Genomic DNA, 13,390 nt, shown 5'->3' with positions numbered 1-13,390 from the left:
TGCTTCGATCGACTTTCCGATGCTCCCGATCGATTCTGTGTGCGCCTCGATCGACTTTCTGGTGCTCTCGATCGATTCCGTGCTGTGCTCGATCGATTTTCCGGTGCTCTCGATCAATTCCGTGCTGTGCTCGATCGACTTTCCGATGCTCTCGATCGATTCTGTGCTATGCTCGATCGACTTTCCGCTGCTCTCGATCGATTCTGTGCTGTGCCTCGATCGACTTTCCGCTGTTCTCGATCGATTCTGTGCTGTGCTCGATCGACTTTCCGGTGCTCTCGATCGATTCTGTGCTGTGCTCGATCGACTTTCCGCTGCTCTCGATCGATTTCGTGCTGTGCTCGATCGATTTTCCGATGCTCTCGATCGATTCTGTGCTATGCTCGATCGATTTTCCGGTGCTCTCGATCGATTCTGTGTGTGCCTCGATCGACTTTCCGCTGCTCTCGATCGATTCTGTGCTGTGCTCGATCGATTTTCTGATGCTCTCGATCGATTCTGTGCTGTGCTCGATCGATTTTCCGCTGCTCTCGATCGATCGACTGCCCGTCTCGATCGAATTGATACAATCAATTAAACGTTAACATGTTCCCATAATTGTGTAAATATTTCCATTAGCTGACAACCCCTAATCCAGCGCGCCGTCATCACCATTTCAGAATCTGGTTCAATACACACAAAAGCGGCCCCACCCAGAGTGGCGCCGCTTTTTCAATCAGCTCAGAAATATAAAATATAAGACAAATATGACGAATAGTCCATACATCACGGGATGAACTTCTTTGATGCGGCCTTTCAGAATCATTGTAATCGGGTAGAAGATAAAGCCGATGGCAATCCCGGTGGCGATGCTGTACGCCAGCGGCATGGTTACCACTGTCAGAAAGGCCGGCACCGCGATTTCAAATTGATCCCAATCAATATCTTTTAACGAGGCCGACATCATGACGCCAACAATAATCAGAGCCGGCGCGGTCACTTCTGAGGTGATCACGCTCAATAATGGCGAAAAGAATAAGGCCAGCAGGAAACAGGCCGCGGTCACGACGGAAGTAAAACCGGTCCGGCCGCCTGCGCCAACACCAGCGGTCGATTCAATATAGGATGTTGTCGTGGATGTGCCAATGACAGCGCCAGCAACGGTTGCGGTCGAATCTGCAAACAGCGCTTTGCCGGCACGCGGCAGCTTATTATTTTTCATCAGGCCTGCCTGGGTGGCGACAGCGACAAGTGTGCCTGCAGTGTCAAAAAAGTCCACAAATAAAAACGTTAGAATCACGACAAGCATATCCATCGAAAAGATGTCGCCAAAGTGGCTGATGGCCTGGCCGAACGTCGGTGCGACACTGGGTACTTCGCCGACGACACCGCTGATACCAGACGGCGCATCAATCAAGCCGGTCACCATACCGGCAATCGCCGTGATAATCATGCCGTAAAAAATACCGCCTTTAATGTTCAGACTCAGTAAGATAACGGAAATGACCACCCCGAAAATAGCCAGCATAACAGGCGGTGCTGTCAAATTGCCCAGCGATACGAGTGTATCGTCATCACCGACAATAATACCTGCGTTCTGAAACCCGATAAAGGCAATGTAAAGACCGATGCCAGCACCCACAGCCATTTTCAGATTGGGCGGAATGGCGTTAATAACTTTTTCGCGCAGGCCTGTTAAGGTTAAGACGATAAATATAAGTCCGGATGCCAAAACACCGGCAAGAGCGGTTTCCCAGGGGATGCCGAATCCTAAAATCACCGTGTAAGCGAAAAAGGCGTTCAAGCCCATCCCCGGTGCGAGCGCAATCGGGTATTTGCCGAGAACCCCCATGATGAGCGTTCCCAGTGCCGCCGCAACAGCAGTAGCCGTGAAGACCGCCCCCTGATCAATGCGTGTGACACCTTCAGGCAAATCTTCCACGCCAACCAATGCAAGCGTCGAAGGGTTAACAAACAGAATATAAGCCATCGCTAAAAAGGTCGTCAGTCCACCCATAATTTCGTTCCGGTAAGTCGTGCCATGTTCGCTAAACTGAAAATAACGCCGCAATGTTTCTCCTCCTCACTTTTCCTTTTAAAATAAAAGCACTCCTGCGGGGGCAAGAGTGCTCACAAAACCGAGCAAGAAAAAGCAATCAGAAGAGACTCAGTCCTCAACATCATGACTTTTCTCTTGCGTAGTCAGACCATTTACGGTGGTCTGGTAGAGACTCTGGGCCGTATCCCCGAAATTATACGCAAACTATTTAATTATAGGTTCATATTACATGAAGCAGCTGAACACGTCAACAGAAAACGAACATTCTATTCATTTATATAGTAAATGTTCGTTATTCCCATTCAATCGTTGCAGGCGGCTTACTGGAAATGTCATACACAACACGGTTAATTTCGTCGACTTCATTCACTATGCGCGTCGATATTGTCTCTAAAACATCCCACGGAATACGTGCCCAGTCAGAGGTCATGCCATCGACGGAGGTTACCGCGCGGATGCCGATTGTATAATCATACGTGCGCGCATCACCTGTTACGCCGACACTGCGGATATCCGGCAGAACCGTGAAATACTGCCAGATAGTTTTATCCAGACCGGCAGAAGCAATTTCGTCACGCAAAATAGCATCCGATTCCCGAACAATCGCCAGCTTGTCCTCCGTCACTTCACCAAGGACGCGAATTCCCAGGCCGGGACCTGGAAACGGCTGCCGCCACACAATCGTCTCCGGAAGCCCAAGCTGCAGACCAACTTCGCGGACTTCGTCTTTAAATAGGGTATCCAGCGGTTCAATCAGTTCGAACTGGATGTCTTCCGGCAGACCGCCGACATTATGATGCGACTTGACCACCTGACCGTTTTCGCCGCCGCTTTCGATTACATCGGGGTAAACGGTTCCCTGCGCCAGAAATTCAATATCTTTCAGTTTGTCTGCTTCATCATCGAACACATAAATGAATTCATTGCCGATGATTTTCCGTTTCTGCTCCGGGTCTGTTACACCTTTCAGCTTGTTTAAAAACCGGTCAGCCGCATCGATGGCGATGAAATGCGTATCGAAATCCTCCGCAAATGTCTTTTTAACATCACTGGCCTCATTTTTTCTGAGAAGGCCGTGATCAACAAAGATGCAGGTCAGCTGCTTGCCAATCGCTTTATCAACCAGTGCGGCCGTAACGGAGGAATCAACGCCGCCGCTGAGCGCGCACAGTACTTGCTTGTCCCCTACCTGGTCGCGGATGCGTGCCACTTTCTGATCGATGAAGGCCTGAACGGTCCAGTCACCTCCGCAGCCACATACATCATAAATAAAATGCTGCAGTAAATCCTCACCATACGCTGTTTCGCTGACCTCGGGATGAAACATAACGCCATACAAACTGCGATCAGGAGCGCTCATTGCTGCAACGGGGGTCTGAGCGCTTGAAGCATTTGTCTGAAAGCCCTCTGGCACATTGGCGACATCGGCACTCTGGCTCATCCAGACCGTCTGCGTTTTAGGTGCATCCTGAAACAGAACCCCGTCACCCTGAAGCTCAATCACGGCTTCACCCTTGTCCTGGCGGGCCGTTTGCGTCACCGTGCTCCCGACATGACGCGCCATCTGCCGCATACCGTCATCAATGCCCAAAACCGGAATGCCCAGATCAAAAATAGCCGGGTCGAAATTCTCAGCTTCATTAGCCGGGCCTCCTGAGAGGATAATGCCTTTAGGCCTCATCCGGCTGATCGCCTCAGCGCTTGTCGCTTGCGGATGCAATTCACTGTAGACATGCTGTTTACGAATTTGTTTCGTCAACAGCTGGTTATATGGGTTGCCAAAATTTAATACTAATAGCATATCGTTCGATTCCATTTTGCCTCGCTCCTATCAATCCTGCATTTTTGGTTCGTGACTAAGCCCGCCTTCTGGGTTCGCAGAAACAGCCAAAGGTCACATCCTGTTTCTTTCAAAAATAACCCGGACCCCTGCCACTGGACAGCACATAGCTGTTAGAAGGCAGAAATCCGGGTTCGTGCTAATAACCCATTGACATTCCGCCTTCATAGTCAGGGCATTTACGGTGCCCCGGTAGAAACTTTCGACCCTTATTGTCGAGGATATATGAACGGCGTTATCTAGTGATCAGGCAGTTTTTATATGGTCTTATTTTACTAAGGGATGAACAAGGCGTCAAGCTAAAATGCGCTTCATTAATTGCCGCCATAACTCACGCAGGCGGACCTCATCCTGAGACGTCAGTTCATTTTTATAAAGCCATTGTTCATAAGCCGTGGTAAGTCGCCCCATGTCGGTTGTCTGGTAAAGCGTATCAACCTGCTGTGAGAATTCACTTAATGTCTCATCCGGTCTCCGGGTCACACCTTTATGGGCAAGCAGGTCCAGCAAACAGAGATACGCTTCCTGAAAGATCTGATCATCCGGCCGACGCTGCCATTTCCGGAGTAAGTAAGCCATCCGCCAGCGAAAGCGTGTCTTATAGATAACCAGGGCCAGAACTGCGATCACAGCAGCACCTGCAAGCACATAACCCCAGGGAAATGACCCGTTGCTGCGGGTTTCCTGCGCCTGAGCTGCTTCGTCTGCCTCATCAGACTGTTCAGCTGTATCCGGTTCGTCCGTCTCTGGCTCCTCTGTGTCCTGCTCGGTCTCATTGCCGCTTTCCGCGTTCGAATCCTGTTCCTGGTATTCAGTTAAATTGGAAAAACCTTGCGTCGGCTCAAATGACACCCAGCCAGAACCTGGAAAATAGACTTCCACCCACGAGTGGGCATTCGCATTCGTCACTTTGTAAACATCAGCGTCATCATCAGTTTCGCCATAGTCGACAACCTCACCGCTCGTAAAACCTTTCGCCCAGCGTGCGGGAATGCCCAGTGACCGCAGCATCACAACCATCGAGGTGGAATAGTTGTCACAATAGCCTTCCTTGGAGTCAAACAGAAACTGGTCCACATAATCCTGGTCCGCATCAGGCACCGGCACATTGCTCGTCTGGTAACGAAACCCACTCTGGCCAAAATACGTCTCAATCGATTGCGCTTTGTCATAGCGATTAGTCGCGTCTTCAGTAATCTCCTTTGCCAGTTCGCCGACCCGCTCCGGAAGACTGTCCGGCAGCTGGGTATAGCGTTCCTTCAGACCACCTGGATCGTCGCCGGGACTGACTGACCGCAGCACGTCAGGTCTGAACGACGGCACATCATACTGGACGGTATACTGCTTAAGGCGGGAGATGCTGCCATTTTGGACAGGCCGGATCTCGCCAAATTGACGATCCACCTGCATATCAACGTCAAGGTCGGCCGCAACGCCGTTGGCTGCAAAGCCTGTGATCCCGTACGGGTAAACGAGCTTTCCCATCGGACGGCCATTTTGAAACGTCACTTGAGCCTTATGTTCTTCGACGGGGACATCATCGGAAAAAGTGTCCATATCAATAGCATCGCTGGATTGTAAGTTATACTGCGTATTCTGCGATTTTTTCCACCCTTTTCCGGTGTAGACATCTTTTGTCTCGACACGCCAGTAATGCTCATCTTGTGCTTTTGCCTTAAAAACCACTGTCTTATCTTGCACAAACGAGCCGCCCAGCTGGGTGTCATCCTCGCCATAGCCGGATTTTTGCGAGCCTGCATCATCACTGTTCTCCAATCCGCTGGCATTCTCCGCAGCACTGTTAAGAAATGGGACTGGATCAGGCCATTGCGGGTCAAACTTGGGAGCAGCGAAGCCAGTGAGAACTGACACCATAATCAGCACAGCGAGTGGAATAACCCATGAAGGCGCCTTTTTCAGCCAGGCAAAACGGACAGACTCCCGCATCTCTTCCTGGGACAAATGACCGACGCCAAGAGCAATAAATGACACGATCAATGTGCGGACAATCGCGGCATCCGCATCATACGGTGTGAATGTATCCAGGAGTGACAGGTAGACAACGGTCATGACAACAAACAGGAACACGCGCTGCATCACAATAAACCAGTAATACAATAGATAACTGAGCATCCAGATTAAGAGCAAAAACAATAGACTGCGGAATAAAGGTGTGAGTGCGCCCCAATGCTGGGCCATAAGTGCATTCAGATTAAGGCTGATTTCTGACACAGCCTGATTCAGCCACGCGCTGCTGAAAAGCGACGGTTCCAGAAACAGGCTATCAAGAATCAGCACGAGCCCCATGCCTTTCAGCGGCATTGACAGCCACCAGCGCAGCCGTAGCATAGCGATAGCAAAACAAAATATCGCGTACACAAGAAACACGGTCATGTTCCGGACGTCACTGACAAGCTCGACCGGGTAAAGCCATTCCAAAAATAATATAAAAGCACAGCCATATAACAGGGTCGTATACAAAAATGATTGTTTGCCCGTCATACCGCTCTCACCTCAATCAAATCCTGCGACAGCTCCGTTTCTGTCAGAACATTGACGCGAATACCTGCAGCGCGGAGCTGATGGACTCTATCCTGCTCCGCTTGAGAAATCCACGCAGCGGCCTGAATAAAGAGAAGCGTCATCTGTTTCACCTGCCGCTGTCTTAAACGGCTGATCACATCTGGAAGATCAGGCTCTATATATGTGGTCACAACAAAGAGATTGGCCATTGGGGCCGCTTGCTGCATGCGTCTCTGCAGCAAAACCGAAAACGACTCCGATCCGCCCGGCTGCAAATGCGTTAAGTGTCGTCTAATGGCCTGCTGCTGACCCGTACTCAGCCTGAGCGGAAAATACATCGTCCGTTTCCCGGCCACAAACAACCCCGCCTCTGACGTCTGCTGCCGAACCGCCTGCAGAAGTCCCAGTGTCAGCTCAATCGCCATTTCAAAAGCCTGTGTATTATTACCAGAAGCAGCACTCGCATCCAGTGCCACCACCGTATCCGAGCTGTTTTCCTGCTCAAATTCTTTGGTGATGATTTGATTGCGCCGTGCGGTCTGTTTCCAATCAATCCAGGACAGACTGTCACCGGGCACGTATTCCCGGACACCTGCCGCGATAGTCGTATGGGTTAAATGAGCCTTATGGGATTTAGACGAACCGTGCTCGGCACTGTTAAAGGCGCCTGACAGCATGACCGGTTGTTTATTCGGCGCTGCGGCAAGTTCATCCGCAACCGGGAAGCAGTGCTCCTTTGTGATCATGCCAAATACATCACTCGTCCGAATCCTGACTGCTGGCAGGACGTGCTCACCGCGCGGGATATCCGTGATGCTGTAGCTCAGCCTGATCACCCGCCGGAAACCCGGAAACAGCATGCGTTTCATCTGGCGCTGTCTGTGACGACTGCTCGGATCGGCCAGACTGTGATAGCGTTCTGCCGCATTATCCGCCTGCTGCAGTGTATCAGGAAATTGTTCCTCACACAGACAGTAATAGACAGGAAATGGCAGCGACCGTTTAATGGTCAGAGTCACTTGAATCCGATCACCCGTCCGGACCGTATGCCGGGAAAGGCACCGGCTAACGTGCCAATCACTTATCGGGTAAAGCAGCACCCCGAGCTGGTAGAGCAGAACCGGCAGCACGGCAAAAAACAGAAACCAGCTGACAAACCCGCCCTGAAACATCGCAAACGAAAACAGCGCTCCCACGAGCAGCACCGCGACACTTATTTTGCCAATCAGCCGGAGTGTTCTGCTCATGACTGAAAGCCCTTCTGGATGGGAATGTCGCTGTGTGCCACAATCGCGTCAACGACCTGTTCAGGCGTCCAGCCATCATAAGCCGCTTCCGCATTTAAAATCAGGCGGTGGGCGAGCACAAAGGGTGCCAAATATTTCACATCATCCGGCAGTACATAATCACGTCCATAAATATAAGCATAAGCCTTGGCAGCTTTCATTAAAGCGATCGAACCGCGCGGACTGACGCCAAGATAAACGAATTGGTCGTCACGCGTATTGTTCACGAGATTAATAATGTATTGTTTGATCGTCCGGTCAATATAAACCTCATTCACCTCTTCCTGCAGATGAACGAGATCAGCTTGTGTGAGTACAGGGGACAGGCTGTCAATCGGATGGTGCTCAGCAGTTAAATCAAGCATCTGCATTTCCTCATCAGCTGACGGGTATCCCATTGTCATCTTCAGCAAAAACCGGTCGAGCTGAGCCTCAGGCAGCGAATAGGTTCCCTCGTACTCGATTGGGTTTTGTGTCGCCATGACAAAAAACGGCCTCTTTAATGGGAGGGTTTGCCCATCGACAGTGACACGATTCTCTGCCATGCCTTCAAGTAAAGCGGACTGGGTCTTGGGTGAGGTCCGGTTGATCTCATCCGCCAGCACAATATTGCCGAGAATCGGACCGGAACGAAACTCGAATTCCAGCGTTTTTGGATTGTAAATCGACACACCTGTGACGTCTGAGGGCAGTAAATCAGGAGTAAACTGAATTCGCCGCAGATCACAGTCGAGTGATGCCGCCAGGGCGCGGACAAGCATCGTCTTCCCCACACCCGGCACATCTTCCAGCAGAACATGACCTTGAGCCAAAAGGGCAACAAGACTCAGCACCGCTTCTTTCTCCTTGCCAACGATGACATGATTAATATTGGCAATAACTCTCGCAATCTCGTTCTGATAACGCTCAGTCTTCTCTATCATCCAGCAAACGCCTCCCCCTCGATCCTTTATAAGTTCGCTATACTAAAAATCTTTAATCTAATATCGGCTTTTAAAGCAAGTATGGACGCATCAAACAGCGTTTATACGCCGAGTCGCTCCTTCTCTCATCTATCATGCGGCTGAAAGCTTAGTCAGCCTGCGTCATATACGGGTTTCCGCGCATGCCTGCCCACACGTCTGTCTTTTCCATATCACCGGCAAGCTTCAGCAGCAGATCCTCCTGCCCTTTTCCAGTCATGAATTGAACCCCTAATGGCAGTCCGCTCGCTGTTGTATGCACAGGAACAGACATAGCGGGCTGTCCGGTCAGGTTGGCCAGCTGTGAAAAAGGTGTGTAGGTGAGACTCGGCAAAAACACGTCATAGATAAGATCCTGCTGCTCGTGTTTATCCAGCTGGTGCATCTGCTCCCGGAGCACAGCCTGGCGCTCCTGACTGTAGGTTAATTCGCCCACTTCCGGCGCCGGAAAGGCTGAGGCCGGTGTCAGATACAGATCATACGTCTCGTGGAAAGCAGCCATCCGGGCAGCCGCCTGATCCCAGGCACCGAGACTGATCGAGTAGTCCGCAGCGGAGACCGATTGCCCGGCTGTGTTTAACAGCCACGTTTCAAGCTCCAGATCATTTTCCGTCAGAGGTCTGCCTATAGTCTTCGCCAGATTTTCCCCGAGAGCAGCGATCTCACCGCTGTTCATCATATAATAGTGACGCATTAAATCGACGCCATCGATGTCAGGTGCTTGTTCCTCCACGTGATGGCCCTGTTCCGCCAGCCACTTAACCGTTTTCCGGACAGCTTCCCGGGCCTCGCCGGAAACAGGTGTGCCAACCGGGGATTCGGTTGTGAAGGCAATCCGCAATGGCTTTGTAAACGGTTCGGTGACTTTTTTCAGGTAATTCCCAGCAAATAATGGTGTCTGAAACGCCGCTTCCGGCTGCACAACTTGCAGGTTGTCCAGTATCGCGGCACTGTCACGAACGCTTTTGCTCAGGGCAAAGTCAATCGCGGCACCCTGCCACTGCCGGCCAGCACCGGGCCCCACCGGTGTGCGTCCGCGTGTCGGCTTCAGCCCGAACAGACCCGTGAACGATGCGGGTATCCGGATCGATCCGCCGCCATCACTGGCTCCTGCTGCCGGGACAACGCCGCTTGCGATGGCTGCCGCTGAACCGCCGCTGGAGCCGCCAGGTGAGTGATTGGTGTTCCACGGATTGCGCGCCGGCCCGTACAAAGCAGGCTCTGTAATATTTTTTAGACCAAATTCGGGTGCATTGCTGTGCCCCATTAATAAAAAACCCGCTTCCCGAAATGTGCTGACGATCGTGGCATCCTGCTGGCTGATGGTAGCTTGCATGAGCCGGGAGGACGCGTTGAGCTCTTCACCGGCAATCGACTGCGTCAGATTTTTTAATAATAGCGGAACACCTGAGAACAGCCGGTCCATTGCCACTGTGTCTGCTTCCGCCATAACCCGGTCTTTGCGCTGCTGCACAACGGCATTGAGGCTTGGATTAACCGCTTCAAGCCGCCGGAAAGCCAGCTGCAGAAACTCAGACGGCTGCATCTCATGACGCTGAATTAACTCAGCGATTGCCGTCGCATCCAGTGTCGTATATGTTTTGACGTCCATCCTGATCTCCCCCTTATGTCGTTAACGCTTATTGTAACATGTCAGCGGAGTTCTGCTGGCGTTTATGAAACTTTTAATAGAATAAATTCATTTATTCTGGTTAAACTAAACATGTTAAATTCTGGGCATTCAAGGACACTTGACGTACGGCCGACCATCCAGCGAACGCTTCGTAAAAGGAGACGATATCATGACAGAACGACAGCCATTCGTGCTTGACCAAAGCCAGACAGCTGCGACTCGGATTCGAGGACATTCCATACCAGACCTGTACAGCTGGTCTGATCGGTAAACATATGACAACGTATTATGGCAAAAACCGCACAAAACTTGAAGCGCTGTTATGGAGTGTCGCCCTGCCCGGATTTGGACAGCTTATGAATCACAGCTATTTAAAAGGGTTTGTATTTATCTTCCTGGAACTGCTTATTAATGTCATGGGGAACTTCAACGAGGTAATTATGTTAAGCTTTCATGGCAGCATACAGGAAGCCATTCAGCAGACAAATTACGCATGGCTGATGTTTTACCCATGTATTTATTTTTTCGCCATGTGGGATGCCTATAAACAGGCTGAAGGCGGCAGCCGCCCCTATGCTTTTATCCCTTTTGTGTTTGCCGCTTACTTTGTGACAGTTGGTTTGATTTTTTCACCTCATTTTGAGCTATTTGGCTATTTAATTGGTCCGATGTGGCTGCCCATGCTGGGCGGACTGCCTCTTGGATTAATCATCGGCGGCATCATTCGCTGGCTGCTGTTAAAGCGGATGGCTAAAAACTGGAAAGACAAACGTTAAACCCCGGCGCAGTCTCGACAGCGGCGGGGTTAATTAGCATGATATAGATGAGCTGATTTGGCTTATGAAACAGCCTCTCCTGTTAAGGTGTTATCCCTTGATCAAGCAACGTCACGTCAACATCAACATCAACCGTTATGTCCGGAAATTTATCACGCCATTCCGATTCCGTCAGCGCACCACTTCGTTTTTGCGCTTTATAAATGCGCCCATAGCCGATAGGATCCACATTCAGTTCCTGCAATTTCGTTACAAGCTGTGTATACTGCTGTTTCATTGTCTTCTCAATCTCTGTTTCCAGTGCGCTAATCGCGTCTCGCTTCTGCAGATTAATGCTCTCGGTTAATTCCAATAAGTTTACCCCAAATTTTAATTGGGTCTGAAAATGGAGATTTTGTTTGTCGACGAGCTTTGTTTTACTTGTCCCTTTCTCAATATTAAATACTGTATAAAGGTGATCACGATCGCCTTTTGGTTCCTTTTGTAAATGCTGCTTGAGCGGCTGGAGCGGCAATTGAACCTCTTGATGCAGGCCATGGATCGTTTCATGGGCAACTTTGATGTAAAAAGCCTGGTCGATCGGAATTTTCCCCGCCAGCTGATCACCCCGAAACAGCCCCAGTGCAGTGAGTTTTACTTTTTTATCTTGATAGGACATAATCGGCATCACTGGATCCCTGCCCGATTCATAATAATGATGATCAAAGCTGTGAAGTGTTACTTTAGGGAGAACGTTCATATCATTGTTCACTTCAATATTCTTGGACAGCACCCTATTGACATTGATATTTGGCCGCTTATCGATCTTGGTTATCAAACCCTCGGCGGTCGTATCACTGATAGCCAATAATCGCCTGCTGGACGCTACTGGATCACGGACTGCCGCTTCCATATAACTAATCAGACCTTTTTTAGCGGCTTTCTTGCCGAATAGCTCTAATTCAATCGATCCCGACTGCAGCTCAAATCCGAGCTTATAATTCATCCGTTTTTGGCCCTCCGCCAGTGTTTTTCCTTTGCCCGTGACAAGTCTGGATGAACCCTGACCTTTGGATCCGAATTTGTAATACACAGATGTGGTGCTTAGCTGGTCACGCTGGGTGATATCAACGCCATAGACACTCATAATACCGTTTTCTTCAAGGATCTGTGGTTGAGCACAGCCACCCAGGAGTATACTCATCAAAACAAGAATGCCCAACAGACAGCGTTTCATATTTCTCCCTCCTTCACTTCCGGTTTTGCCGCCATTTTTTAAATTTAACAATGGGCAGCAGGACAAGTGGATAAACAAAAATGATCCAAAAGGCCATATCATTCGCGAAATTGGTTAACATCATAACCTGACCATGACTGTCGATGAAGCCGCTTAAGACAGCCATAATTAACGCGAGACTATACAACGTCACGCGCTTCGGGACATTATAAAGTCGCTTCATGCCTTGCGTCGTAGCCCACATATACAACAGTATCGTCGGCAGGGCGATCATCATCCATTCGGCCACAATAATAAAGTCAAAGCGAGCAATAAACGGCAATTCAACATTTTGAAGCATCGCTAAGACAGTCCATTCGATGGTTTCCAATTGAATGGGACTAAAGTAACCGATAGCTACGGCAACACTGAACAATAATATGCCCGCCGACCAGGTTATTCCTAACCAAAGAGGGCGCCAAACATGTTTTTTATTCTGGATAAACGGATACAGCACGAAAAGGATTTCAAATCCGGCAAGCGTGAATGCAGATTCTCTAGACCCTTTTAACAGATCAATCATCGACGCCTGCAGAACAGGCTGATAATGAGAGGCATCGATTAAAGAAATGGGTTTATACATTAACAGCCACAGCCAATGAGACAGCAGAAAGAAGAGAAACACAACCCCGATAACCGAGCGCAAGCCGCCGGCAACACAATAGACAACTAATGATAAAAGCAAAAAACTGATAAGCCAAGCGTTGAGATGTGGAAAGATAAACAACTGGATAAGGTCAATATAGGTGACGAGTACGACAAACAGAGTCAAAGCAAAATGCAGAATATAAACCGTACCCAGCAGCTTGCCGATCCACTGGCCAAAGATATCCGCCTGGATTCCAAAAATATCAGCATTATCATAGCTTTTCAGGATAAGAAGCATCACCCACAAAATTATTAAAATAGCCGCATACGCAATCAGAACAGAGATCCAGCTGTCCTGTCGCGCGTGCGTGAAAATGTATTTGGGTCCGCCTATAACGCCAACACCAATCTGAATGCCGCCCATTATAAAAAACAGATAAAATGCGCGAAAACGCAGTGCCTGGTTGACCTTCATATTAATATCCATTC

General features: G+C 49.7%; 10 protein-coding genes and 2 riboswitches. Of the genes, 2 read left to right on the top strand and 8 right to left on the bottom strand.

Features of this window, described 5'->3' with window-relative positions; all coding sequences use genetic code 11:
- Positions 1-19 precede the first annotated feature (19 nt).
- Positions 20-577, top strand: coding sequence for a WXG100 family type VII secretion target (locus ACZ444_RS04060; protein WP_382357390.1), 558 nt, complete (start codon positions 20-22; stop codon positions 575-577).
- A gap of 138 nt (positions 578-715) precedes the next feature.
- Here ACZ444_RS04060 and ACZ444_RS04055 read toward each other — a convergent pair whose 3' ends face one another.
- The 6 genes from ACZ444_RS04055 to ACZ444_RS04030 all read right to left on the bottom strand — a co-directional run bounded on the left by ACZ444_RS04055 (position 716) and on the right by ACZ444_RS04030 (position 10,261).
- Positions 716-2,050, bottom strand: a complete 1,335-nt coding sequence (locus ACZ444_RS04055) for an NCS2 family permease (protein WP_382357389.1) — start codon at positions 2,048-2,050, stop codon at positions 716-718.
- Between the two features lie 108 nt (positions 2,051-2,158).
- A riboswitch (purine riboswitch) is annotated at positions 2,159-2,259 on the bottom strand.
- Positions 2,260-2,330: 71 nt separating this feature from the next.
- Positions 2,331-3,854: a glutamine-hydrolyzing GMP synthase gene (gene guaA / locus ACZ444_RS04050; RefSeq protein ID WP_382357388.1), complete on the bottom strand. Its 1,524-nt coding sequence runs from the start codon at positions 3,852-3,854 to the stop codon at positions 2,331-2,333.
- Between the two features lie 171 nt (positions 3,855-4,025).
- Positions 4,026-4,127: riboswitch (purine riboswitch) on the bottom strand.
- Between the two features lie 45 nt (positions 4,128-4,172).
- Complete coding sequence (locus ACZ444_RS04045) at positions 4,173-6,380, bottom strand: transglutaminase TgpA family protein (protein ID WP_382357387.1); 2,208 nt, start codon at positions 6,378-6,380, stop codon at positions 4,173-4,175.
- On the bottom strand, positions 6,377-7,648 hold the full coding sequence (locus tag ACZ444_RS04040; protein WP_382357386.1) for a DUF58 domain-containing protein: 1,272 nt from the start codon (positions 7,646-7,648) through the stop codon (positions 6,377-6,379). Before ACZ444_RS04040 ends, ACZ444_RS04045 begins: the two co-directional genes overlap by 4 nt.
- Positions 7,645-8,610, bottom strand: a complete 966-nt coding sequence (locus tag ACZ444_RS04035) for an AAA family ATPase (RefSeq protein ID WP_382357385.1) — start codon at positions 8,608-8,610, stop codon at positions 7,645-7,647. Before ACZ444_RS04035 ends, ACZ444_RS04040 begins: the two co-directional genes overlap by 4 nt.
- A gap of 148 nt (positions 8,611-8,758) precedes the next feature.
- On the bottom strand, positions 8,759-10,261 hold the full coding sequence (locus tag ACZ444_RS04030) for an amidase (RefSeq protein WP_382357384.1): 1,503 nt from the start codon (positions 10,259-10,261) through the stop codon (positions 8,759-8,761).
- Positions 10,262-10,557: 296 nt separating this feature from the next.
- Between ACZ444_RS04030 and ACZ444_RS04025 the strand changes: the two genes are divergently transcribed.
- Positions 10,558-11,058 (top strand): hypothetical protein, encoded by a 501-nt coding sequence (locus ACZ444_RS04025; protein ID WP_382357494.1) that lies wholly within the window; start codon positions 10,558-10,560, stop codon positions 11,056-11,058.
- 82 nt (positions 11,059-11,140) lie between these two features.
- Here ACZ444_RS04025 and ACZ444_RS04020 read toward each other — a convergent pair whose 3' ends face one another.
- A complete protein-coding gene (locus ACZ444_RS04020) occupies positions 11,141-12,274 on the bottom strand; it encodes a Ger(x)C family spore germination protein (RefSeq protein ID WP_382357383.1) in 1,134 nt (377 codons plus the stop codon).
- A gap of 13 nt (positions 12,275-12,287) precedes the next feature.
- On the bottom strand, positions 12,288-13,388 hold the full coding sequence (locus ACZ444_RS04015; protein WP_382357382.1) for a GerAB/ArcD/ProY family transporter: 1,101 nt from the start codon (positions 13,386-13,388) through the stop codon (positions 12,288-12,290).
- Between the last annotated feature and the right edge of the window lie 2 nt (positions 13,389-13,390).

The organism is Lentibacillus kimchii, from assembly GCF_055381965.1.
Note: the sequence above shows the minus strand (reverse complement) of the source record. Positions and strands in the feature narration are given on the sequence as shown.

What these genes read in the sequence shown, in the direction of transcription:
- ACZ444_RS04030 (WP_382357384.1), bottom strand. Translation starts at nt 10,261, where the DNA reads ATGGACGTCAAAACATATACGACACTGGATGCGACGGCAATCGCTGAG.
- ACZ444_RS04025 (WP_382357494.1), top strand. Translation starts at nt 10,558, where the DNA reads ATGACAACGTATTATGGCAAAAACCGCACAAAACTTGAAGCGCTGTTA.
- ACZ444_RS04035 (WP_382357385.1), bottom strand. Translation starts at nt 8,610, where the DNA reads ATGATAGAGAAGACTGAGCGTTATCAGAACGAGATTGCGAGAGTTATT.
- ACZ444_RS04060 (WP_382357390.1), top strand. Translation starts at nt 20, where the DNA reads ATGCTCCCGATCGATTCTGTGTGCGCCTCGATCGACTTTCTGGTGCTC.
- ACZ444_RS04045 (WP_382357387.1), bottom strand. Translation starts at nt 6,380, where the DNA reads ATGACGGGCAAACAATCATTTTTGTATACGACCCTGTTATATGGCTGT.
- guaA (WP_382357388.1), bottom strand. Translation starts at nt 3,854, where the DNA reads ATGGAATCGAACGATATGCTATTAGTATTAAATTTTGGCAACCCATAT.
- ACZ444_RS04040 (WP_382357386.1), bottom strand. Translation starts at nt 7,648, where the DNA reads ATGAGCAGAACACTCCGGCTGATTGGCAAAATAAGTGTCGCGGTGCTG.
- ACZ444_RS04020 (WP_382357383.1), bottom strand. Translation starts at nt 12,274, where the DNA reads ATGAAACGCTGTCTGTTGGGCATTCTTGTTTTGATGAGTATACTCCTG.
- ACZ444_RS04015 (WP_382357382.1), bottom strand. Translation starts at nt 13,388, where the DNA reads ATGGATATTAATATGAAGGTCAACCAGGCACTGCGTTTTCGCGCATTT.